Source organism: Mesorhizobium sp. M0106 (genome assembly GCF_040322715.1).
Classification (GTDB): Bacteria; Pseudomonadota; Alphaproteobacteria; order Rhizobiales; family Rhizobiaceae; genus Mesorhizobium.
On sequence record NZ_JAMYUA010000025.1, the window covers coordinates 41,273 to 64,118 of the forward strand.

Consider the following 22,846-nt stretch of genomic DNA (forward strand, 5'->3'; position numbering starts at 1 on the left):
TTAAGGCCGTCGGTAACGTCGTTCTGGGTGACCACGATGGGCAGCGAAATATACGTCAGGCCATTGACCGTTTTGGTTATCTGAGCGGTCTGGGTCACCCCGGACGACACCGGAATGTAGTGGATGAACTGGATGGACTGGGCACTCCCCGCCATGAAGGCGAAGATACACCAGACAGTTTCTCCCACCGTCAACCCTGCTTCGGCTACGGGCGTCTTGATGTCGTGCAGCGTGGCCGGCCGGCAGCTTGATGGCCTTGGTGCCGAAGGGCGAGCCTGCCGGCGCGTTGACCAGAACAGGAGGAAACCCGCCAGCCGATGCTCCGATCAGGGGGTTGCCAGCATAGTCGTTGGTGACGCCGCTGGCCGCAATGCGGAAGAACGGGTTGATGTTAAGCTTCGGGTTCGCATCCTCCGCCACCATGGCCGCAGATTGGAGAGCCCCGCCGATGTAGGTCAGGCGTGACTTGGCCTTCTGGACAGCCCAGCCGAGCACGAACAGGCCATTCGCACCGACGCCGGCAGCGATGTTGAGCCGAACCAGCAGGCTCGTGCCAAACGTGACATCGTTCTGGGTCGGCGTGACGGTCAGCCCAACGCTCATGTAGCCCAGCCCGCCCGCCACTGCCGGGTTGACCGTGTTGCTCTCGTTGTGCGCCACCCCGGATGACACCGCGATGCTGCCGATGATCTGAAGGCTTTGTGCGGCGATCAGATCAACGATGATTTCAACGGGTTCACCAACCCGCAGGCCGAGGTCGGCAGCGGACACTTTGAGGTCCAAAAGCGTCGCCCCGACCGACAGAGACAAGGCGCCACGCCTGTCGTTCAATTTTGGCAAGATGATACTCGGAAATCTGTTCATGGCGGCGACGGTGCGGCATGCCGCAAAATAGGAATATATTCGGCATCCCGTCAAGGCACCTAGACTTCGTCCCGCCCTCAACGCCTGCTCGCCGCGGGCATTTTGGGGAAGCATGAATCAAGTTATGTGCGTTTGTAGCCATCACGGGCTGCGCTACTCGCCCAGCCGACGTCAATCCCATGCTGGTTTCGTCCAGCGTATACGCGGGCAAGTCCTGCAGCCAGTTGGAAGCCGAACTTTACCGAACGAATTCCGACCTGGCGCCGATAATGGCCGTACAAGACAGAACCGCCCGCCGTGACGTGGACGGCGTGTTTTGGCTTGGCTTGCCGGTTGGCAGCATGATGGACAACACAGACATCAAGGCACGTGAAGCCAAGACCCGAGCTGAAGGGCAACATGGACGCGAACAACGCAGCCCGACGAAAGGGCGGCTGTGTTGCCGGCACTCTGTAAGCCGTTCCAACGTTAAAATTGTCGGCTTGCTTCCCGCCCTCGCAACCGCGGAGTGGTCGTTTCATCGATTGACTCGCGTAATGCGCCGGCAGTTAATCTCCCCGCCAGGGCAAAAGAGGGGCTATGAAACTGGGAGCAAACGATGACTGTCCAAAAAGAAGACTATCGAACCAACAGAGCCGACTACGCCATAGCTGCGATGCATAGCCGAGCGACCGCTGAGGGCGATCGTGACGATTTGTTGACGAGGAAAAAGTCCCTGTGGGTAACAGATCGGCGATCTGCAAAATTGGCTGCAAACCCGTCCGAAAGCTCGCCAGAACCCAAGGCAAAAGCGCGCGGTAAGTGAATCGGACGCCAGCCACTTTCTTACCGCCGCGTACTTCGTTCGCATGGTTCGACTATATTAGATTTATCTAAAATACCACCAGCCAGTCGAGCGTTCCCGAACGCTCGCTGGTCAGGCCCAGCGGCCCCCCTAACCCAAGCTGCTGGGCCGCCCGCTAAGGAAGTGCGTGTATCGCTGATACGGTTGTCAGTGACCCCCTCCGTACCGCGGCCGCAACCACGTCACCGATGCCAACGCCCTGCATCGGTACCGCTCAAACGAATGGCAATTTTCTGTCTTGATGCGTTTAGTATCCATTGTCCGGAGACCCGCGCATGGGTGTCGCGTCGGAGACAAGTGACTCCCCTTTAAAGGCATCGAGATGCTACGAGCGCTGAAAAGTCAGTTCCTTAGACCTAAAGATCGGGCGATTTGCCAGCGGGTTGTCGACCAAATAACCGCCGACGCTAAATGGTACAGCACTTCGATAGACGGTCAGATTCTGGCCTCGACCACGCTGAATCTCTTTCAATCAGGGGTCGTAAACGAAACGAATTTGCTGGCACATGTTCGTGCGCGGCGCCACGACTTCACTAAACTGACAGGCTAGCTCCACCCGGGCGGAAACAGCGCGTTTCAGCAAATCGTGAATTGACCTGCATCCATGGAAGCCGGTTGGCGGCACGGCAGTTGGCTGAAGATCAAGAGCTACATGGTGGAAGAATATGACTTGCTCGGCGGGTGGACCGGCCGCTGCGATATTTGCTGTCGCGGCGGCCAACACACCCAAGTGGCCGGCTGCTGTCATGCGACCACAGAGCCGCCACGTCAGGATTGTGGAGCAATGACTTGTCGAAAGATCCGCGCGCAAACTGTTCAACGAAGAGACCCGCGATAGTCGCGGGTTGGCTCTATTGGATGGCGTAGCCCGATACTCAGCCATTCGTCAGCCTCTGCAGGCGCTTCTCCGCTTTGTCTAGCGCAATGCGGCGCGCGATGACCTTTGCGCTGTCACCACGCTTGGTGTGCTGTTTATCGCCCGGCAGTCTCACCAGACGTTGACCAGGGCGCCCCTTATCCGTGGCGGTTTCGTATTCTCGCCGTTCCATACTCACACTCCCTTGCGCACAGCCGCGCAGAACGCGCTGGAAAAATGCGAAAGATTCCCGTGCGGCCATTGAAAATGACCTGATGCATCGTGAGCTTCCAAATCTATGCGCAACTGTTCCAACTCGCGAAGCGGCACCATCGCGGCCTCCAATGCGGCGGCGCGCGACAGCAGCACGGCTGCCGTATGTCGCGACGCTCCCGCAGACGTTTAGAAATGATGTCAATGGCAACCATAAGATCGCCGACCAACTTGCTCAGTTCGGCGGCACGCTGCCGTTTTCCCGTCGCCGAGTCGGGTTCATCACCAAGCAGGGCTGCAACGCTGGACGGAATGGACGGACCGCGCGCTTCGGCCAGTTCTTCACGCAGGCTCGCAAGCTCGCGATCGGCCAAACATTTTTGGGAGTTTAGGTCCTGAAGTTGCCGTTCGAGTTTTGCGAATTCCGGGTCGACATCGGTCAATTCGGGCATTACGAAAGGTCAGCTTTTGACATTTTACTGGTCTCCAAAAAGTTCATTGATGACCTCGACAAGCGCGGCGGCATTGATTTCGACAGATTTGCGATGGCGAGAGGCCTGCCAGTGACTTGGCGCGCCCGCGCTGAAGCGTCGGGTGTCGATCTGGTCGATCGGCACGACTTCCGGCCAACTAGTGACTACGGTGATGATGGTCTTTGCTGCCCGTGCTTTCGCCTCTGGCGAGCCAGTTGCAGCGATCTCGGCCAGGACGTCTAGCTCTTCACCAGTTGTGGCAACACTGATAGCAAATGGCGCGCCATCAGGAACGCCTTCACGGCGCAGGGCGCGGTAATCGCGCACCGCGTCAACAACAGCACGCAAAGGCACGTCCAGCGCCGCGCCAAGCATGAGTGACGCCACGTCTTGCGGGCTGAGATCTGGAGATGTCCCAGGCGCACCGGGCGGCAGAACAGCGGCGTCCGTGAGTATGCGGGCTACCGCGCCCACGCGCCCTTCATCGAAGCCGATACGCCGCACAATGGCGGCTACGGCTGGTTTTGTCGTAGGCATATTTGATCCTTGAGTTTGGAAATTCGTGATTGCGATGGTTTAAAAAAAACACCGTCGCAGCCCTGAAGGCTGGACGGTGAGCGCACGCAGCCTGGCCGGAACGCGCGCAATAATTCCCGCCTCTGGTGCCAGATTGACGGGTTGCGCCTGACGATGACGAGGCGTAGGGCCCAAAGCGGGTGGGACGCCGAAGCGCCCCATTCGTTGCTGTTGCCCCTTTAGGTTTTTGGGGCCACGATTTGGCACACGTCCCTAAGCGGCCCTGATTCTCGGGTTGTCATTCGCCACCGCCAACTTCGCCCACTTGCCAGCCGCCAATAGCTCAGCGCCTCCGCGACGGTCTGCATATCCGCCTTTAGCGCCGAAAGCCTTGCCGACCTCAGCAACGTTGCCGCCTGCTAAGATGACCTCGATGACAGTATCGATATTGGCCGGTGGGGTGATCGGATCGGCAGTTCCAGCCAGCCGTACGTCTCCACGACTCCTGCCCAACTTAAGCTGGCCTAGTCCGCCTATTGCACCCAGAAAGAATGCGCCAGGTGCGATCTCTGGAGGATGGAAGCTGAAGCAAGTTGCCGACGTGAATACTGCGTCGGGATGTATCCACTCCTGCGATTTTATAGAGACACCTGGCGACACCGCATCCCAGTTGCCTGCTCGTGCCGGTTCCGGTTCGGCATCGCCGAGCCGCGGTTGGGCAGACGGCAGCGCTATGCAGGGATCCAACGAACGTGGATCTGGATTCTTCCCTCTTGGCCTGCCGTCCCTTCGGCTCCGGTCGACATGCAGTCCCGCGTCAGTGGGCAGGTTGTCGTTGGCGGCCTGCGGAAGGCGCTCTCGAACGATGAGCCACAATGCGGCGGCCCCCTTCCCGTCGTGCTTTTTCAGCCAATTCCAAGCTGGCCGACCGCCACGAAAACGAAGCCGTACAGCGGTGCGCTTCTCCGCCGGGTTGGCCTTCACGAAGGCGTCTGTTGCTTCTAGTATTTCCTTGCGGGTGGTCTTTGTCATGGGTGGTTATCCCAATTCGAGAAACCGGCCAGGCCGGGTAGTCCGTTTCCGCAATGCGCGGGACGGGTAAGTCAGTCGTCATCCTTTAAATCTTCGGCTTCGTCCTTGAGCTTCTGCCAGTCAGCGCCGTGCTTCCGCAATAATGTGCGCGCCTGTTTGGCCGATAGGTCCGTGACTTCGGTAAGGTGCTCTACCTCAAGTTCTGCGCCCTTCTTAACGCGGCTATCGTCGCTCTTTTTCTTCACGGCCATATCTCCGCGCTCCTCGCCCATCGATCAGAGGCAACGAGCGCTAGTGAGCATTGTTCCGGACCTGTGGAACTATCTGCCCGCCGCATTGGTTTCTCCATTGAAAGGAGGACGATCATGCTAAAATTTTTACTTGGTCTTGGCGCGCTCATGCGGTGTTCCAAATCGGCCGAGACTTACAACGACAATCCTCCTAAGTCCCGCTTCAAGATGACCTGGTTTGACGACATTGCTGATAGCCGCCCTGAGAACTTTCTCATCAAGGGCGTCTCTCTCTCGATGTAAATAATCCCGGCCGTGTCGGCGTCACATTCTGGAATGTTGTCGACCACAACGCACCAGCGGAGGGCCTCACTGATATCTGCAGGTTCGTTGTCGGGTCGCGGGTGTAACAGTTCGCGCTTGAACGTGTAGTGGTCCCAGGCCACGTCTTCCGGCGCAACCATGATCGATCCGCCTGTCCTGGCCATATTGCCGTAGTGAAAACTGGCCAGCCTCTCTGCGTCGCCATTGTTGATAAGGTCGAGGAACGTTTTTGCTTCAGTGTGGGTGCGGTCATTCGGCGTCGGCTCCATGAGCGCGGCAACAGCGGCGCTGGCAATTTCGGCAACAAGAGAACGAGAAAACGTGACGACGCGCCCACCATGAGCGTTCGGCGCGAAAACGGCGAAGCCGCCATCGGGTCGCTTGGACACCTTTAGATTATGCGCATTGCTGTCATTTCAATCAATTCGCCAAGGAAAGCGGATGCTGACTAAGCCCTGCGCTTCTCGATCTTTGTCTGTTCGGTCGATGGGCCACTCCTCTTGCAGTAGGTGCAAGCCGGTTGCGAACTTTTCCCTATTGAAGTCCGGAACATCCTCTATCAAGCGGATCAGAAGATGCTGCAGGAACGCCTTCTCGGTAGCCTTCCAAAGCATAAACATTTCGCAACAGTTTCGGCATTGTGGCTCATGCTGCCGCGCTCGCGGCGATACGCTTATCAATCCACTCTTCGACCTCGGCACGCATATATGCACTACGTCGTTCGGATAGCGAAACGGGCTTCGGGAACCCCCCGGCTTCCGCCATCAAAATCAATAGTGTACGAGAAAGAGACGTGGCTGCCCCGCGCGTGAGCTTCTGTCGAGCCGGAAGCATATCCTTCAGGCCTCTCCGCCAGTCGGCAGAGTTGAAAGCCGCCTCGCCTTCGCGTAACCCATTACTGCTGCAATGCACATGCGGAGGCGGTCAGCAGTCTCTGGTATCTTCTCCCAGATCGGCTTCAGCGTCTCGACCACGTCGTCGCGCGCGATCTCGGCGATCGGCCTCTTGTGCAGCGGCTTGGCATATTCACGCAACGTCATCGACCACTGCGCGTTGTGCTTCCCATTGCGGAAAGACTTCTCCTTCACCGCTATCTTCATCGGAAAGCTAGCCGGGAAAGTGTCTCGCTTGACGATTCGAAAGACCCGCTGTTTATAGCTTTTTCATCGGCTTCTTTCGTTATCGTTGGCGTCGGAATTGTCCTGCCTGCATGGTTGGCTTTTCATGTTGGCGGTTCGGGTTTGGTTGGCCTCGTGTTGCTGTCGTCCAGCGTGGCGGGTCTGGTGCTCGCACCGGTCGCCGGCCATCTGGTCGATCGTCATGATGGAGCAAAGAACTGAGGTCTTTCAATTTGAACCTAATTCCCGCAGCCCCGACCGTGAGACCGCTCTTTTCGCGGACGCCGTAACCACATCTGAACAGGCGGAGCGTGTCGCCGCCTGTTCGCCCTCATCCGGCGAACAATTCCTTGTAACCGGTCGTCACCATCCAGTTCGCCCGATCGAGATGGCTTCGCACAGTTTTCCGGGCCCGCTCCGGCTCTTGCACCGGATCGATGCCGAGGATGACCTGCGCCATCTCCTCATAGCTTGCCTCGTCGGCACCTGCATCCAGGAGCCTCAGGTAGGTCGTGAAGTGCTGACGGTCGTAGCTGGTCAGGCTGTCAGACCAGGGCACTTCTTCTTTAAGACCTGGTTTAACGTCTGGATATTTCATCATGACATCGGGCTCCGGAAGTAAGTGATCGAAGAGCGATTGTTCTTTTCGACAGCCTAACCAAGGATGGGAAACATCGTAGCTAAGACACCATCGCGATCATGACCCGCAAGCGCCCGCTCGAGGCGATATGCGCATCTTCTGAGCGGTTCGACCCAGGTGAGGGATGAATTGCAAAAAGCTCAAGACCGTGCGGCGCGCACATCGGGTTTCGCATTGTTGGCCATCAAGGTCGTTTGTGACCACAGGATTAACAGGCAAAGCTTGTGCTTGAATTACCGTGATGCTCAGCATCGGTTCAACCACCCTATTCGAGTTCGTAGCGCCTGCCGAGGGCGCGCTGGCCGGGGCGCAGGTCACATCGAAAGTCAAGAACCGAAGCCTAGCTACCGCATCCGTAAGGGCTTCGTGAGCTGCGGAAGGACGACCTTGGGGCTTCATGGAGGGCGCAAAACATCTTTGGCGCTTCGTTTTGCCCGGCCGACAGCGCGCAGATCAACACGCGCACGACGGCGGATGCAGCGCTATGGTCCTCGGCGCCGACGAGCATCGCGATAGTCCTGCCGGGCTGTATTTGCTTTCAGCGGCGACCGCCACTATGAAGCGACGCTTCGCCGACTGTGTTTCAGGCTGCCCGGAGAATTTCATGACAGAAGAAGCCGCAAAAAACATTGACACCCTCATCGAGCTCACGGCCGATGTCGTCTCAGCCTATGTCTCCAACAATCCGGTCCCGGTGGGGGATCTCCCTGCCCTGATCGGCCAAGTGCACGCGGCGCTGAAAGGCACGGCTGCAGGCGTCACCGCACAAAGGCCGGTTGCGCTTACGCCTGCTGTCCCAATCAGGAAGTCGGTGACACCGGACTACATCATCTCCCTTGAAGACGGCAAGAAGTTCAAATCGCTAAAGCGCCATCTGTCGACCCACCATGGCCTGACGCCAGATGAATATCGCGCCAAATGGGGCCTGTCGGCAGATTATCCCATGGTCGCGCCGAATTACTCTGCCGCACGCTCGACTTTGGCCAAGACGATGGGGCTCGGCCGCAAACCGAAAGAGCCGGAAACGCCGGAGCCGGCACCGGCGAAGCGGACCCGCAAGAAGGTCGCAGCTTAGAATTTCGGCAATCGAGGTTCGTGCTGGAGCGCGCAGCTACCGTCGGCATCTGCGCAGAATACGAGAAGGCGGGGACAGCCCGCCTTCAACTGCAAACATCCTTGTTTCACAAGAAGCGCCTCCGCCAGCAATGTGCTGCGCCGAACCCTATTCTCGCCCGCTCTTGTCTAGCGGCCGTCAGTACATCCGGACTTGCCGCGTCCTTCCGGCTCTTGCCGGGGGCAGGAGAAAAATCAGCCAGCTTTGCTGAGGCTGCCAGCGGAAGACTTGCCAGTGCGGCGGTCCTGCTCGATCTCATAGTTGATCTTCTGGCCGTCAGCGAGGGTCGAGAGGCCCGCGCGTTCGACAGCGGAAATGTGGACGAAAACATCCTGACCGCCATTGTCGGGCTGGATAATCCAAATCCCTTGGTGCTGTTGAACCACTTCACGGTTCCAGTCGCCATACGCGTATTCCTTGTAAAGTTTGCAAACGTTCTGGTTCGGCGATCATGCCGGGCCGGTTCATAGTATAACGCAGCAAATGCGAAAGACCGCAAGGCCCGGAGCGACACGCCGTGGTAGGCGCATCGTGGAGCCAGTGGACTGGCCGCGACCAAGCGGCAGTCGCAAAGGCAGACGAAACTTAACGCACCACGTGGTGAACCTTGCAATGAGGAGTCGGGGGCCGGCACCTCGTACGATCGCCATCGTCAAGAGGAGTCGAAGCATTAATCACTCCGGCCAGTGCGGATGCGATCGATCATGCGAGCGTTTTGCTGGATCAGTTCAAAGGTGAGTCAGGAACAACCGCCCAAGCGATCGACGACTTCCTGCTTGATCTGATGACCCTGGTGGTTGTTGTAGAAAACACCCGCAAGAGGCTCTACAATCTGGCAGGCGCGCGTGAGATTGACCAGGATCAGGCTTGTTCGAGGCTGATTAGAGCGCCCACTCTCGCGAAGAAGGGGGCCGATCTGATCATCGACAAAATCGAGCGCAGCAAAGCTGACCTATGGGTGATCGCTGCGCGATTCCTCATGCGCCACCCAGCGTCTGGATCAACGACAACGAGGGCTGCGGAACAAGCCTCGTCAGCGCCACCTGTTGCGACTTCTCAACCCACTCTAAGGGTTGATCGGTGGAGGGAAGCCGATGCGATGTGCACCAAGTGCAGCTTTGGGATTGCCGAGCGCTTGCGAGTGCAATCTGTGCCCGGCCACCCATGACATCCGGCATGCGGACCATCAGCAGCATAATCAGTCGCAGGTGACCGATTCAAAAAATGCGTTGGACGGGTCGATTTACTCGGGAACATGCGAGCATGGAAAAGGTGGCGGCCATCCTCATTGCATTTTGAATATTCTGCGGCTTCGCGATGGGCCTACTAAAGGCGACTGCGTAGGCGATATGGTCAGGCGGTCATGCTGACGGCAAGACATCAGATCGGGAGCCTGGGCCTAGGCTCCGGCGGTGAGCCGCTTTAGTCGTGGCTTGGCCGATAGCAACGTCTTCGAAAATGGTTGGAAAATGCATGGGGGCGGTTGGACGAAAGCGTGCGATCGGCCTAGACGACATTCGCACTCCCCCAAATCCGCCGAGAGCACTATGAAGCAGCAGCGACCTTTTGTCGTCGAGATCAAACAGAAGCGTGGGCTCATGAAGCGGCCACAGTCAATCTGGGGCGGCATCGACCTGGCCGCCATCGCGAACGATATCGCGGAAGCGAAGACTGAAGGTGAGATCGCTGAAGTGCCGATTCTTCCTTGTAAAGATATCCATTCTCGGCCCATGGCCGCCGTTGGTCAAGGGGTCCCCGATGCCAAGGACGTGACCATTCCCGACGGATCGCTTCCTAAGCAGCCGACGGTTGAGAAAGCGCCGGTTCCGAAGGCATCGAACCCACCGACTGAAGACAGACGGACCCGCCAGAAAAAGCGGTGGGAGAAAAATGTTGCTTTGCCGAGAGGTGAACGATGGAAGCGGCGCCTGCCATGGGTGCTCCGCCAGCGCCGGGCTGTGCCGTAGGTCAACCGCACCAGGATTGAAGCTGCCCGTGTCGAACTGTCCATGACGGGCCGGCAGTGCACTTGCCTATCAGACGCCCTCGGATTTAGGGGCGAGAATGAAATAGAAAACGGGCTCAGGCTGGCCAGGCATCGGCTCTCGCAAAACAGCCGGGAAAGTTGTGGCCGTTTCGGCGTGTACCGCGAGCGCGGCAGGTGTCATTCCGAGTGCGGCCTCAAAGGGCCGGCTCGGCAGAGGCGCCAGCCGACGAAAAAGCGCTGCAGCTCTCGCCGCATGGCGCGCGGCAGCGACCCGCTTTCCCTCGCGGATTTTCACCCCGGCCGCCGCCAACAGGATCAGTCCCTTGAAGAAAAGGCGATGCTGAGTGCTTTGTTTCGCAGCGTGCCAAAGAGGCTCCCAAGCCTCATGGGCTTCCCAGTAATAGCCGTGATTGAAAAGGTCGATACCCCATCGGAACGCGTTTGAGCTGAGTGATTCCTCGACGGCAACAACGGTCCCCGGGTCGCTTTGGTAACTGTGACCCAGCGGGTCGCGAACCGGATGCGGATGTTTGCCAGGCAGGTATGCGTAGCCCGGGAAATTCTTTTCGGGTAGCAAGCGACGACGTGACATAGACCCCAGCAATCATGAAAGCACGTCGATGACAATTCATGTCCTATGGAATCTGATGGGACACCGCCTGCATTGGCTGCTGGGTCCTTCCATCCCTGAGATTTCAGCCTCCGCCGTACACGCACGACGCCGGACGTCTTCGGTGGCAGACGCCGATAGCGCTTGACCGTCTTGAAGCCCGACTACTCGCGCACCGAAGACTGACGCTGCTTCTGCGAGCAGCAAGCCCGGTCGCAAGGCCGAAGGCGACCCCAAGGTAGTTCGGATCGATCTCCGCCCGGAGCCAGTCGCGCCGGCGTTCAACGTGAGCAGTTTGATGACGGGAACGAAGCTGGGTCTCACTGCGGAGCGGCTGCTGCTGGCGGGGATTCGCGCGCTGGTGCCTCATCGCCGCCGCGCCATCTGCTTAGCCCAAGGTAGGAAGCGGCGCTCAGCCGGCTAGAACCGGGCGAAGTGACCAGAGCTCCGAAGTTTGGCTAGCAGGATGATGGCCGTTCCGCGGTGGTCAACCCTCGCTTGCTCACGCAGCGGAGACGCATCCCAGGCAGCCAATTCTGCCACCAAAAGGGCGGTGTCCCCGTTTACCGATGCGCATCTAAGTTGTCCGTACTTGTCCATCACGATTATTGCTGTGCCGGTGACGCCATATCCAATCGCGGCCATCCGCTGAACGCAAATATCGCCGTCGACACGAACATCGAAAAGAACCGATCCTGCGGTTTTCTCCGCAGCGTCAGCCACACGATCACAGAACGGCCGATGCAGGCCTTCGATATTGCCGAGTGACTGCTCAAACAACGCCAATTCAACATGCTGCGCCACCATGGCTGCAAAATGCGCGCCGGCTGGCACAATCGACAATAGGCCAGGGCTGACTATCCACGCACCAATCGCCCTCCCGATGCCTACATCGCAACTGCGCTCTTGGCGGGCGCTACTTCGCTTGTCCGCGGCATGCCCAAGCCGTTGGAGCGCTCCTCGAACAGATTGCCCATAACATCACAGCCCAAGATGGCCAATAGGACGAACAACCTTGTAATATCGCTTCATTCGTCCTCCCGAGCGCCGCGCTTCTTTTCCACAAGCGTTTCGGCTTGCCGGAAATTAGGAATCCGCATGGCTTTTCGGTTGGGTGTTGGCAGGAAGACTTATGCGCGGGCGAGGATGGATCAAGGCGTTGCGTCAGGACGAGGCTCGGCAAGTGCGTGCGCATTGCGGAACTGGAGCGCGATCTCATGGCGACCAAATGAGGAGTCTCGGAATTATTCTTGGACGATTTCGCGAGTCACATTCTTCCTGCCAGTCGAACCGGCAGATTGCGAATTCAGTGGCGAGTATATGTCCGCGATTTAGCGGAACGACTGTCCCGTTTTTGCGAAATGCGCACTCACTCAGCGGAGACGCATTCCACGCAGCCAATTCCGCCACCAAAAGGGCGGTGTCCCCGTTTACCGACGCGCATCTAAGTTCTCCGTTGTTCCCCAACACGATTATTGCTGTGCCTGTTACCTCAATCGACCGTTCTGCGATCGTGTGGCTGACGCTGCGGAAAAAACCGCAGGGTCGGTTCTGTTCGATGTTCGCGTCGACGGCGATAGCTGCGTTCAGCGGATGGCTGCGATTGGATATGGCGTTTAAATCCTAACGGGATTCAATAATCCCTGTGGGACGGCACGTCCTGTGTCCTGCAGCGCGTTGTTGAGCGCATGGCCCATATAGCGGATTGATGATGGTGAAGGCCTCGGGCTCTCCTCGGCTCCGGCACCGGCACGGAACGTGTCGGCCGGCACCGCAAAGGGCGTTCGGCCGGCCGGAGAGAGGTCGAGGCAGCAAGCATTCCCAGTGGGGAAGTCAGGCTGTTTGGCTGTCGCATCCACGAAAGGTCGCGCCACAGAAACTTGATTGCCAGTCAAATTTTGTTTTCTCGACGCTTCACGAATTAGCATTGGATGCTTCGCTGTTGGGCGTGAAGGAAGATAGGCTGGGGATGGCGCGGCCCGAGCGAACCCACAAAGCCTTCACACGATGCAGATAAGGCACGGGACCTCGTCGAAAGTGTCGACAGGCTGGCTGGCGTTGCTCATGACTGAGCGGAAATAGAGCACGGCAAGACGGTGGAGACCATCGCGCTCGACAGCAAGAACAATTCTCCAGAGGCGATCATCATTATCGATCCGGCGGTCGGGAGGCCTGGTCGGCTTAGCGGGGCTACGACGATGCGACATCCAACAGATATGCGGCATGACTCGGTCAAGGTCGGTGCTGGAATTGCCGCCCGAAAATGGAGTCTTGGCCCAGGAATCGAGCCGCCATCGCGGACGTTGCACCGAAGCAGAGCCGGCACTGTCTCAAGTCCGGATGGCGAAGTGCGCAGCCGATGAAAGCTGCGGCAGTTGGGGCGCGTACAAGCCGTATATGATGACGACATTCGGGGCGCCACGGAGGCGTTCCGCGTTCCTATCGCTCGAACCATGGCCATCGACGAATACGACAGGCCATCAGGTCCGCCGCGCCTTAGCGATAGATGAGTCGCAGCTTCGCCGTGCATAGCGTGATCGCGGAAGTTTGCATTTACGCGCTCCCGTCCGTTTCATTCTCCTCATCGATTTCGCGCACGGGCAGATAGGCGTTCGTTTCCAACCATTCCCGCAGCACGATCTGAATGAGGTCCGCCCGGCCGATTTCCATTTCGGCAGCAATGGCGTTGAGAGCGTCCTCGGTGGCCGGTTCCAGCGGCACGCCGGCGACGTTTCTGAGCATCAATGCCGCGCGCCGCAAGATGATCTGCAGATCCGCGCGCGAAACGTGTGTCGCTTGGCAGTTAATTAGTAAGCGCGAATTTCCCCGCACCTTTTACTGTTGAGTGCTCTGATGCATGAGGCGTCACCAAAATAGGTGGACACCTTGTGTGCGGTCGCCGTCAATGCCGATCACATCAAAGGAAACGGCCCGCCCATTGCCGCATGGATGCGTGACAATGCTGCTCGAGCATCACGCAATATAGTAGCCAATCACCCACCCGGCCAGTTTGCTGCCTTTGCCCGGCTCTAACTACCCCTGAGGAATGTCTATCGACATTCCTCAGGGAACTCGACGCGAATGTCTGCAATATCCGCTAAGCGGGCAGAATTTCTGCGACAGCATTTGCTGAAACCCTACTTCACAACAGTGTGGCGCTTCCGGCCGAGCGAAAGCCGGATCGGGAGGTCTTGGGACGATATCATTGTATCCACCTCGACGACGTTGCCGTTGATCCGCACACCTCGTCCCGAGATCGCCCTTCGCGCTTCCCCTTTGGAAGAGGTCAATCCGGCGCGTACCAGCAAATCCACAAGGGCTACTCCGGCCAAGCCCTCGGCGTCATTTAAATGAAGCGTCGGTAGCCCCTCTGCGGCTTCGCCCTGCCCAAATGCTTGGCTAGCCGTGGCCTCCGCCTGTTTGGCGGCGTTAGTTCCATGTGCCAGGGCCGTAGCTTCGTTGGCGAGACGTTCTTTGACGGCGTTTAGCTCGGTTCCTTCAGCCTGTCCAAATCGCTCGATCTCGTTCATCGGCAGATCGGTGAAAAGCTTCAGGAACCGAACGACATCAGCGTCTTCCGTGTTACGCCAGAATTGCCAGTAATCGTATGGCGAAAGGCGATCTTCGTTGAGCCACACAGCTCCGGCAGCCGTCTTACCCATCTTGACACCTGAAGGAGTCTTCAGAAGCGGCGTAGTCACTCCGAAGACTTCCTTTCCATCCGTCCGCCGTATCAAGTCGATGCCATTGATGATGTTCCCCCACTGGTCGGCTCCACCCATCTGCAAACGGCAACCGGTCCGGCGGGTTAGCTCAAGGAAGTCGAACGCTTGGAGGATCATGTAGTTGAATTCTAAGAAGCTCAGATTCTCCTGCTTTTCCAGCCGCGACTTCACACTGTCGAAAGAGAGCATCCGATTGACGGAGAAATGCCTGCCGACGTCTCTCAGCATGTCGATCCAACGAATGCTGTCCAGCCAGTCGGCATTGTTCACCATCACGGCATCCGTCGGGCCGTCTCCGAAGACAAGGAGACGGTCAAAGACCTTTCTGATCCCTTCAATGTTGGCGGCGATCCGCTCGTCCGTCAGCATCGGCCGCGCCTCCGAACGGAAGCTGGGATCGCCGATGCGGGTGGTCCCACCCCCAATGAGAACGATGGGTTTATGGCCAGTCTGCTGAAGATGACGAAGCGCCATGATCAGAAGAAGATGGCCGACATGAAGACTGTCAGCCGTCGCATCGAAACCAGCGTAAGCGGGTACGATGCCTGCTTCAAAGGCGGCATCGACACCCGGCAGGTCGGTCCCTTGATTTACATAGCCGCGCTCAATGAGCGTCTTCAAAGCCGCCGAACATGGTTCGGAATGACCGGTTGATAAATCGGGAAGTGCCATATAGGGAATCCTCCTGGTATTGCCGCCAGGGGGTCCTCTCAATGCACAAAGCCGCCTGACGGCGGCTTGTTTCAAGGCATGATCGAAACGCGCCGCTCCTTATGGAAGCGTCGCATAATAGATTGCAGCGATGAGCGCGGACTTGATCATGTGCCGATGCATAAAGGACTTTATCCGCACCTGCAAGCAATCTGAAATGGCTACTTCGGGGAGCTGCCGAGCCTCTGTCGCGACGATTTGCAACTGACTTTTGCACCGTCGCAGAACTCAACTTTTGCGACAACATTTCCTGTTTCCCGCTTTCCTTCTGATGTCGAGCCCAGACGCGCTTCACCTGCGCTTCGCTGCAGCAGCCGGTCAGCTTTGGCGTCCTGCCGATACTGTTGCCGCCAGACCGGAAGACAATAAGGCGTTCGTGTGTCACCAGTCAGCTTGGTCCGGCATATTTCCCGGTTCCGTCGCAAACTCCAGCTGAGGTCGGGCAGGTTGATCGTCACGCGGCGCTCATGCGGCGAGCATTTCGAACTGCTTGGGATCAATCGAGGCGGGAACCCTAGAGAGTCAGCCCTCAGAGCCTTTGGTATTAGACCGACCCCTCGCACCGGTTTGGGCTGGGTGTACAAGTCAGGTTTTCATCAGGTTCGACGAGTATGTCTGGCAGCCAGAGCGCGACCACTTCCGTGCCCGCCCGCTCGTCTGGCAGACACACACAGGAGAAAGATATGCTAAGGCGTTATCAACTTAACTTTCGGCATAGACCGATAGCCTGAACATCGCGACCGTCAGCTACAAGCAGCGCCATCGTTTCCTGCCGCAGATCATCGCCCATGCGGTCTGGCTCTCCTTCAGGTTCCCCTTGAGCCTGTGTCTGGTCGAGGAAATGGCGCTGGAGCGGGATCGTGGTTTCGTATGAGACAATTCGCCGGGGCAACAAATGCGGTCCGCATACGGAGCCATTACGTCGCGGCACTTGATATTGCAGTGCAGCAAGCGTAGAGCACCGCGCGCTTATCGGAGTGTCGTCCATGGCCCTTACCAATGCTGGTAACGAGGCAGAACCCGTCGAACAATCGAGCCATTCTGAGGTCGAGCAGCACAGCACCAAGGTGCTGATGCTGGGCGCACTCGGCGTGGTTTACGGCGATATTGGCACCAGCCCGATCTATGCTTTCCGCGAGGCATTGGTGGCATCGTCGGGGGGCGAAGTCGCCAACCGTGGCGACATCCTCGGCGTGTTGTCGCTGATCATCTGGTCGCTGACGATCATCGTCACCATCAAATATATCATGTTCGTGCTCAGGGCCGACAATCGAGGCGAGGGCGGGGTGCTGTCGCTGATGGCGCTGGCGCGCAACAGTTTCCCGACCCGCTCGGCGGTGATCCTCGGCATCGGCATCGTCGGTGCCTCGCTGTTTTTTGGTGACGCCGTCATCACGCCGGCGATCTCGGTGCTGTCGGCGGTCGAAGGCATGAACGTCGTCACGCCGACCTTCCAGCCCTATGTGGTGCCACTGACACTGGCCATCCTGGCGATTCTGTTTTCGGCACAGCGGTTTGGAACCGGCGGCGTCGCCCTGATCTTCGGCCCGATCACGGCAGTCTGGTTCCTGGCCATCGGCCTTTCCGGTCTCAACCACATCATCGCCGATCCGGAAATCCTGCTGGCAGTCAGCCCGCATTACATCGTCGCGTTCCTGATCAATTCACCCGACGTCGCCTTCGTGACGATCGGCGCCATCTTCCTCGCCGTCACCGGCGCCGAGGCGCTCTATGCCGATCTCGGTCACTTCGGCCGTAAGCCCATCGTGCTCGCCTGGCTGGCCATCGTGTTCCCTTGCCTGCTGCTGAACTATGCCGGGCAGGGCGCATTCGTGCTGGCGAAAAACGGCGTGGTCGGTCATCCCTTCTTCGAGATGAACGAAGGCTGGACGCTTATTCCGATGGTCGTTCTCGCCACCGCTGCGACCGTCATCGCCAGCCAGGCGGTGATCTCCGGCGCTTTCTCGCTGACCAGGCAAGCGGTGCAGCTCAACATGCTGCCGCGCCTGGAAATCCTGCATACGTCGGAAAGACAGTCCGGCCAGATCTACATGCCGCGCGTCAACATGCTGCTGGCGCTGGTGGTGATGCTGCTGGTGGTCGGCTTTGGCGAATCCAGCAAGCTTGCCTCAGCCTACGGCATTTCGGTGACCGGCAATATGCTGGTGACGACGGTGCTGCTGTACGTGATCATGAGCCGCATCTGGAAATGGCAGCTCTGGCTGGCCATCTCCCTGACAGTGGTATTCGCGTTCATCGACATCGGCTTCTTTGCCTCGAACATCGTCAAAGTGTTCGAAGGTGGCTGGGCTTCGCTGGCGGTGGCCTTCACCATTGTGCTGGCGATGTGGACCTGGATACGCGGCACCCGCTATTTGTTCGACAAGACGCGCCGGAACGAGATCCCGCTGGATTTCCTCGCCGGCAATCTGCTGAAGAAGAAGCCGCATCTGGTGTCGGGCACCGCGGTGTTCCTGACCAGCGACCCGCAGAGCGCGCCGACCGCGCTGATGCACAGCCTCAAGCACTACAAGGTGCTGCACGAACAGAACGTCATCCTTTCGGTGGTGACGGCGCCGCAGCCTGTCGTGCCCGACAGCGAGCGCGTCAAGATGGAGACCGTCAACGAGCTGTTCATGCGGGTGACGCTGACCTTCGGCTATATGGAGCAGCCCAACATCCCGCGTGCGCTGGCGATCTGCCGCAAACAGGGCTGGAAGTTCGACATCATGACGACATCCTTCTTCCTGTCGCGGCGCTCGCTCAAGGCATCGCCCAATTCCGGCATGCCGGTCTGGCAGGACAAGCTGTTCATCGGGCTGGCGCGCACGGCGGCCGATGCGACCGAGTATTTCCAGATCCCGACCGGACGCGTCGTCGAGATCGGAACGCAGGTGACGATTTAGGGCATGCCGCGGTTGAGAAGAATCGGTGCTGTCACATTGATTGAGCGGTAAGGAAATTGAGTAGCAGCGCGCCCGGCACTGTAAAGTTTCAGCGGCTTGATGCAGCGATAGCTGGCCGGGACGGCTGTCACGCTGCGGCGACACACGCGCCAACGGCCAGTCGGGTGTCGCGAATTGAGGCGCGCTGAAGCCGTCCGGCTCAGCCGATCATGGCGCTTCGGTTGCCGGGTTCGAGGTCGTGGCCTCTGCCGCTGCGCGATTCTAGCATTTGCGCCTTGGAGAGCTCTGCTTCAGCCTCGGCGAGGCATGGCTCGGCTGTGGTTCTCTGCCGCAGAAGGTCCGATTGCGAATTCTTGAGGTTGTCACGACGTAGGCGGGCGGCCTTGGCGAACGTCGGATAAGCGAAATGATTGATATCGGAGATGCCGGCCTTCGTTTCCTCGGCGTTTATCTGGAAGTCCAGTTCTCGCGCCATGCGTTCGAAATCGGCAATCATCATGTCTAGCTGCTGCAACTGTCGCCGCTTCTCATTCACCTGAAATTGCTTCAGTCGGACCAGATTACCTCGTGGCTTCATGACTCGGTACTCCGGTACACATTTCGTCCAATCAAACCGCTCTCTCCCAGCCCCTTGACGTTAGGCCTACAGCGACTCTCACGGTTTCTGCTGCGAGAGGAAACATATTTTCCAAATCCTTGGCCGATGGCCATGAGTTCAATGGCATCGACAAGCATGCGAGCGAGGGACTTAAGGGGCGGTAAAAAAAGGCGGAATAGGGCGATTTCACGTTGTCTGCATATGAACGCGTTGAGACCTGCGGCGGGCTTGTCACACAAACCAATCGCCAAGATTTGCGACATAGACGCCGGGGGGCATGAATACGCCCGCCGTCAGCTACACGCCCCCCGATTTCCGCCGCCTATTATCGCCTACGCGGTCTGGCTTTATTTCCGGTTTCCGCTGAGCCTGCGCCTGGTTGAGGAAATGCTGCTGGAACGCGGCATCGTGGTTTCGTATGAGACAATTCGCCGGTGGGGCATCAAGTTCGGGCCGGACTACGCTCGCTGCTTGCGCCGCAAGCCGCCGTGCCGGAATGATGTCTGGTACCTGAACGAAGTCGTCGTCACCATCGCCGGCAAAAAGCTTTGGTTGTGGCGCGCCGTCGACCAGGATGGATATGTGCTGGACGAAATCGTGCAAAACCGCCGCAACACCAAGGCCGCCAAGCGCTTGCTGACGCGGCTGTTGAAGAAGCAGGGGCTCGCGCCGAAGCGCATGATCACCGACTAGCTGCGCTCGTATGGAGCGGCAAAGCGACAGGTGATGCCGGACGTCGAGGCACCGGTCGCACAAGGGGTTGAACAACAGAGCGGAGAATTCCCATGTGCCGCCGCGAAACGGGAGCGGATGATGCAGGGGGTCCGATCGCCGGGAGGCCTGCAACGCTTCGTCTCGACCTTGTCAGCCCTCCGCAACCTCTTCGTCCCGCCCCGCCCCAAACGTTCTGCTCTCGCCATACATGTTCATCGCCTGCAAGCCATCGCCGAATGGAAGGCCGTGACTGGAACGCCCGCATGAATTCTGCAGCAGCAGCCCTCGGCCGGCAACGGTGGGAGGCCGCTGAGCCTCATCCGCTTCGATGAGAGCGGCGTCGGCGGGTTCTGTCGCAAACTTTTCGGAAAGGTCATTTGCTGCAGAAAAATGGCCTGCGGCATCGATCGCGACGAGCACTGAAGTCGATCAGAATCCGCAAGAGCCAGTATTTCAATAACCGGGCTCGAACACATCTCAACCGGTGAAAAGGTTCTCGAAGTCCGCGAGGCCCCCGCGGCGGCCATCATCATGGACGCGCTGCGGCACCTCGAAACCGCTTCCCTTGGCGTCGGATCAATCGTGTTGAAGCAAGGGCTTGAGCAAGCCTGGTCCCAGGAGGCGGTTTCAGGTGCATGGGGCAGTACTATTCACAAGAGGTGCGAACGGGCCATAGCGTGCGCACTCGAGGGCGTCAGCGGGAGCGTCAGCTACATAGTCGATAACACGCGCTTTTTACCTCGATCTCGGCTCGCGACGATGGATTGCTAACGGCGAACTCATGCTGGTCGGCAAGGCGATACTGGCTGGAGCATCAACTCGGCCGACGAGAGTGGCCCACCATCCTAGACAGGATCGGCCGATATGCCGGCATCGCCGCTCTGCAAAGAGCACAGCGGGCATCCAGACGTTGCCGGGTTGACTATGGGTGTCCGAACCGCGAAAAGAGGCCGCTCTTCATGAGTGGCGTGCGCCGGCAGTCTAACCCCAAGCCCCCCGCCCAGGCTGCCGGCGCGCTTCTAGGAACATCGAGGTAGGGCACTACGCCGCTTGCTTGTCCGACTACGCTTCGATCAGATACCGCGGTGGCCAGCCTCGACCCGTCGCTTGCGCCTGCGCCCGCCGAGACCTTGTGCTTCCTCCAGCGAGTCAAGCCGATCACCATGGGCGTCCCACCTCCCCTGCTAGAGGGCAAGGCGGCTTGCGTCGCCCGTGTTGTTACTCTTCTTCGCTGTGGTCGGAGTTTTTCCCTGCCTTCGGAATCGGGACATTCGACTTTGCAAAAAAATAGGCCATCGTGGTCGATCGTCACGCCCCCAGTTCGGCGGCACGATGGACGCAGCGCAAGCTCTTTGCGCGGGGGGCTCGTCCCATCAAATACTTGATGCAATTTGCGCTTTGCGTACCTCCGTGCATGTTGCTCGATGCCAGGCGGAGGCCTCTGTCTAAATGATCGCATCGATCGCGTTGCCGCGATCGCCGCAGCCGTTTTCGAGCAGGACAATGGCGTTGTCGGCAGCGATGCGCATGCAAAAATTCACAGATGCGTCTAGACTTAGACTAGCGCATCTTCGCCATCGCGCTCGGCTATGAAGCCGCCTTCTTAGCTACGTCGCAAAGGGTTATCCGGCCAAGGCGGGTTCAATGGAATGAAATGAGGCCCCTTTGGGTCCTGAACTTTCAACTTCCAGATTGCCTCTTTATGCGACTTTTCGAGCACAGAACGTGAACATGAGAGCGTGCTGGCATGTTTAGACCCCCTTGAGGTCAGTTCGTGCAGTGAGCGCCAGACAATGTTTAAGGCAGCGTCTTCATGCGCCACCGCCCCGTTCGATCGGAAAGAACTGGTGCAGACTGGAGCACCGTCACGCGATTCCACGACTAGCAAAGATTTGGCAAGCAATGCTGCTATAAGCTTCAGGAAAGAAAATTGGGGGGGCGGGCAATCGTGCTCAGGGCGTGCGTCAGTCGCGTACAACATGCCGTTGGACATGGTGGTTTCCACACGGGACACATTCAGGTCTTCGAGCCACCAAGAACTGGTGCGGAGCTGGAAGGCTATACGGAGATTAAGAGCTTCCGGTACGTTTATGACTGCGGGTCCGAGCACGGCAACGCGTTCAAGAGCGCATTAAACGCGCACCGGCTGAGTTGCGAGGGACGCACGGACATTCTCTTCGTATCCCACCTCCACTCTGATCACATCAACGGCATCGAACACTTGCAGGCCATTGCACCAGCAGAGACCGTCGTCGTGCCGTATCTCGACGTCATCGAGCGACTGATCTTCATTCTCGCTGACACGGAGTCCGGCGCCGTTTCGACATCCGCTCGCGAGTACTTCGGCAATCCGGCGGGCTGGTGGCTGGACCGCGGCGCGAGATACGTCATCTTTCTCGAGGCGGATGATGGTGATGCTCCGCGGCCGGGCGGGCCGATGGAGCCCGATGGTCCGATCGACGACGGCGGGGGTGACGATCGCCGGGATCCGATGGCATTGAAAAGAAAAAGCCCGGCACGCGGCTTGCCCACCACCTGCGTAAGCCAAGAGGACCTGTCCCGGAAGGTTTGACGGCCGCCAGCGAAGCGAGGTCAGAAGCCGCCGACGGCGCCGTTCTTGCCGGCGCCGGCTCCTTCATGCGACTGGAGTGGCGCTATCATGAAACTGCACAGTGGCAGATCGGCGACTGGATCCTGCTCCCCTATGTGCATCCGGTCGACAAGGCCGTTCGTTCCCGCTTTCAGCGAGCGGTCACAAAGGCCCTTAGGATCAGAGGCGGCAACGAGGAAAAGCTCGCCGCGAAATCGATCGAATTTCTTTGCTCGCCCGAGAAGACGAAGGTGCTGCTTGATCTCTACGGTGAGCACTTCGGGCACGGCCACAACGCCCTGTCGATGTCGCTCTACTCCGGACCGTATTGTCAAAGCACCCGACCAGCCGATGACGATCATCGCTGGCATCGATACGGATGGCCCTATGAGGACTTTCCCCATTGGGACATCGGCTTCATTGAACCTGTGGGCTGGCTCGGAACGGGAGATTCCGCGCTGAAGCAGAAGCTACGGCGCGACCCCTGGATGAATTTCTATCAGCCATACGCGTCCAATGTTGGTATATTGACGCTGCCCCACCACGGCTCCGCTCACAATTTCCACGAGGAAATCCTGGCATTTGACGGCCTTCAGATGGCCCTGGCCACAACGGTCGATCGCCAGAACCGCGTGGCGCGGATGCTTGACACCCTCGCGGTCGTGCAGGCTCGCGGGATTCACGGACATGTCGTCGACGATCGACGCATGAGCACCTATCGGTTCTGGTGCGGGCGCACGATGGGGAGATGATATTGGAAGAGGTTCGCCGGATCGCCATG

The 22,846-nt window shown here is 58.6% G+C and carries 24 protein-coding genes and 3 pseudogenes; 9 read left to right on the forward strand and 18 right to left on the reverse strand.

Features of this window, described 5'->3' with window-relative positions; translation table 11 throughout:
- The 11 genes from NKJ55_RS22560 to NKJ55_RS22610 form a co-directional block, all read right to left on the reverse strand.
- Complete coding sequence (locus tag NKJ55_RS22560) at positions 1–810, reverse strand: hypothetical protein (RefSeq protein WP_352451785.1); 810 nt, start codon at positions 808–810, stop codon at positions 1–3.
- A 1,539-nt stretch (positions 811–2,349) separates the two neighbouring features.
- Positions 2,350–2,544: an HK97 family phage prohead protease gene (locus NKJ55_RS22565; RefSeq protein ID WP_352451828.1), complete on the reverse strand. Its 195-nt coding sequence runs from the start codon at positions 2,542–2,544 to the stop codon at positions 2,350–2,352.
- Positions 2,545–2,583: 39 nt separating this feature from the next.
- Entirely contained in the window at positions 2,584–2,826 is a 243-nt protein-coding gene (locus tag NKJ55_RS22570; protein WP_023722868.1) for a hypothetical protein, read from the reverse strand.
- 34 nt (positions 2,827–2,860) lie between these two features.
- Positions 2,861–3,229: a hypothetical protein gene (locus NKJ55_RS22575; protein ID WP_352451786.1), complete on the reverse strand. Its 369-nt coding sequence runs from the start codon at positions 3,227–3,229 to the stop codon at positions 2,861–2,863.
- 24 nt (positions 3,230–3,253) lie between these two features.
- Positions 3,254–3,787 carry a hypothetical protein gene (locus NKJ55_RS22580; RefSeq protein ID WP_352451787.1) on the reverse strand — a complete coding sequence of 178 codons (534 nt, stop codon included), beginning with the start codon at positions 3,785–3,787 and terminating at the stop codon, positions 3,254–3,256.
- Positions 3,788–4,039: 252 nt separating this feature from the next.
- Positions 4,040–4,798 (reverse strand): hypothetical protein, encoded by a 759-nt coding sequence (locus tag NKJ55_RS22585; protein ID WP_352451788.1) that lies wholly within the window; start codon positions 4,796–4,798, stop codon positions 4,040–4,042.
- Positions 4,799–4,869: 71 nt separating this feature from the next.
- Positions 4,870–5,049, reverse strand: coding sequence for a hypothetical protein (locus NKJ55_RS22590; RefSeq protein ID WP_031195317.1), 180 nt, complete (start codon positions 5,047–5,049; stop codon positions 4,870–4,872).
- Positions 5,050–5,222: 173 nt separating this feature from the next.
- Positions 5,223–5,741 carry a hypothetical protein gene (locus NKJ55_RS22595; RefSeq protein ID WP_352451789.1) on the reverse strand — a complete coding sequence of 173 codons (519 nt, stop codon included), beginning with the start codon at positions 5,739–5,741 and terminating at the stop codon, positions 5,223–5,225.
- A gap of 256 nt (positions 5,742–5,997) precedes the next feature.
- Complete coding sequence (locus NKJ55_RS22600; RefSeq protein ID WP_352451790.1) at positions 5,998–6,186, reverse strand: helix-turn-helix transcriptional regulator; 189 nt, start codon at positions 6,184–6,186, stop codon at positions 5,998–6,000.
- Between the two features lie 5 nt (positions 6,187–6,191).
- The gene (locus NKJ55_RS22605) at positions 6,192–6,452 is read right to left on the reverse strand and encodes a phage integrase central domain-containing protein (protein ID WP_352451791.1); all 261 of its coding nucleotides are present in this window, start codon (positions 6,450–6,452) and stop codon (positions 6,192–6,194) included.
- 349 nt (positions 6,453–6,801) lie between these two features.
- A complete protein-coding gene (locus NKJ55_RS22610) occupies positions 6,802–7,068 on the reverse strand; it encodes a DNA -binding domain-containing protein (protein ID WP_031195313.1) in 267 nt (88 codons plus the stop codon).
- Between the two features lie 646 nt (positions 7,069–7,714).
- On the opposite strand from NKJ55_RS22610, the gene NKJ55_RS22615 reads away from it, so the two are divergent.
- Positions 7,715–8,185 carry a Ros/MucR family transcriptional regulator gene (locus NKJ55_RS22615; RefSeq protein WP_352451792.1) on the forward strand — a complete coding sequence of 157 codons (471 nt, stop codon included), beginning with the start codon at positions 7,715–7,717 and terminating at the stop codon, positions 8,183–8,185.
- A 233-nt stretch (positions 8,186–8,418) separates the two neighbouring features.
- Here NKJ55_RS22615 and NKJ55_RS22620 read toward each other — a convergent pair.
- Positions 8,419–8,630: pseudogene (locus NKJ55_RS22620) on the reverse strand (cold-shock protein).
- A gap of 309 nt (positions 8,631–8,939) precedes the next feature.
- Here NKJ55_RS22620 and NKJ55_RS22625 point away from each other — a divergent pair.
- Both NKJ55_RS22625 and NKJ55_RS22630 read left to right on the forward strand, forming a co-directional pair.
- Entirely contained in the window at positions 8,940–9,392 is a 453-nt protein-coding gene (locus NKJ55_RS22625; RefSeq protein ID WP_352451793.1) for a hypothetical protein, read from the forward strand.
- A gap of 379 nt (positions 9,393–9,771) precedes the next feature.
- Positions 9,772–10,191, forward strand: coding sequence for a hypothetical protein (locus tag NKJ55_RS22630; protein WP_352451794.1), 420 nt, complete (start codon positions 9,772–9,774; stop codon positions 10,189–10,191).
- A 69-nt stretch (positions 10,192–10,260) separates the two neighbouring features.
- Here the strand turns inward: NKJ55_RS22630 and NKJ55_RS22635 are convergent, their stop codons facing one another.
- From NKJ55_RS22635 to tyrS, 4 genes are all read right to left on the reverse strand, one after another.
- A complete protein-coding gene (locus NKJ55_RS22635) occupies positions 10,261–10,803 on the reverse strand; it encodes a DUF309 domain-containing protein (protein WP_352451795.1) in 543 nt (180 codons plus the stop codon).
- 438 nt (positions 10,804–11,241) lie between these two features.
- Positions 11,242–11,628: a hypothetical protein gene (locus NKJ55_RS22640; protein ID WP_352451796.1), complete on the reverse strand. Its 387-nt coding sequence runs from the start codon at positions 11,626–11,628 to the stop codon at positions 11,242–11,244.
- 1,746 nt (positions 11,629–13,374) lie between these two features.
- On the reverse strand, positions 13,375–13,653 hold the full coding sequence (locus tag NKJ55_RS22645; RefSeq protein ID WP_352451797.1) for a hypothetical protein: 279 nt from the start codon (positions 13,651–13,653) through the stop codon (positions 13,375–13,377).
- 305 nt (positions 13,654–13,958) lie between these two features.
- A complete protein-coding gene (tyrS, locus tag NKJ55_RS22650) occupies positions 13,959–15,218 on the reverse strand; it encodes a tyrosine--tRNA ligase (RefSeq protein ID WP_352451798.1) in 1,260 nt (419 codons plus the stop codon).
- A 766-nt stretch (positions 15,219–15,984) separates the two neighbouring features.
- Here tyrS and NKJ55_RS22655 point away from each other — a divergent pair.
- Both NKJ55_RS22655 and NKJ55_RS22660 read left to right on the forward strand, forming a co-directional pair.
- Positions 15,985–16,159, forward strand: a pseudogene (locus NKJ55_RS22655) (IS6 family transposase); the annotation flags it as partial.
- Between the two features lie 84 nt (positions 16,160–16,243).
- Positions 16,244–18,163 (forward strand): potassium transporter Kup, encoded by a 1,920-nt coding sequence (locus NKJ55_RS22660; RefSeq protein ID WP_352451799.1) that lies wholly within the window; start codon positions 16,244–16,246, stop codon positions 18,161–18,163.
- A gap of 199 nt (positions 18,164–18,362) precedes the next feature.
- On the opposite strand, the gene NKJ55_RS22665 is transcribed toward NKJ55_RS22660, so the two are convergent.
- Positions 18,363–18,740, reverse strand: a complete 378-nt coding sequence (locus NKJ55_RS22665) for a flagellar export protein FliJ (RefSeq protein WP_352451800.1) — start codon at positions 18,738–18,740, stop codon at positions 18,363–18,365.
- Between the two features lie 273 nt (positions 18,741–19,013).
- Between NKJ55_RS22665 and NKJ55_RS22670 the strand changes: the two are divergent.
- Positions 19,014–19,742, forward strand: a pseudogene (locus NKJ55_RS22670) (IS6 family transposase).
- Here the strand turns inward: NKJ55_RS22670 and NKJ55_RS22675 are convergent.
- Positions 19,626–19,895, reverse strand: coding sequence for a hypothetical protein (locus tag NKJ55_RS22675; RefSeq protein WP_352451831.1), 270 nt, complete (start codon positions 19,893–19,895; stop codon positions 19,626–19,628). The pseudogene NKJ55_RS22670 and the gene NKJ55_RS22675 overlap by 117 nt on opposite strands.
- 54 nt (positions 19,896–19,949) lie before the next feature.
- Between NKJ55_RS22675 and NKJ55_RS22680 the strand changes: the two genes are divergently transcribed.
- From NKJ55_RS22680 to NKJ55_RS22690, 3 genes are all read left to right on the forward strand, one after another.
- Entirely contained in the window at positions 19,950–20,246 is a 297-nt protein-coding gene (locus NKJ55_RS22680; protein ID WP_352451829.1) for an adenine nucleotide alpha hydrolase family protein, read from the forward strand.
- Positions 20,247–21,405: 1,159 nt separating this feature from the next.
- The gene (locus NKJ55_RS22685; RefSeq protein WP_352451801.1) at positions 21,406–22,047 is read left to right on the forward strand and encodes an MBL fold metallo-hydrolase; all 642 of its coding nucleotides are present in this window, start codon (positions 21,406–21,408) and stop codon (positions 22,045–22,047) included.
- A complete protein-coding gene (locus NKJ55_RS22690) occupies positions 22,044–22,817 on the forward strand; it encodes a hypothetical protein (RefSeq protein WP_352451802.1) in 774 nt (257 codons plus the stop codon). The genes NKJ55_RS22685 and NKJ55_RS22690 overlap by 4 nt, the downstream gene beginning before the upstream one ends.
- The last annotated feature ends 29 nt before the right edge of the window (positions 22,818–22,846 follow it).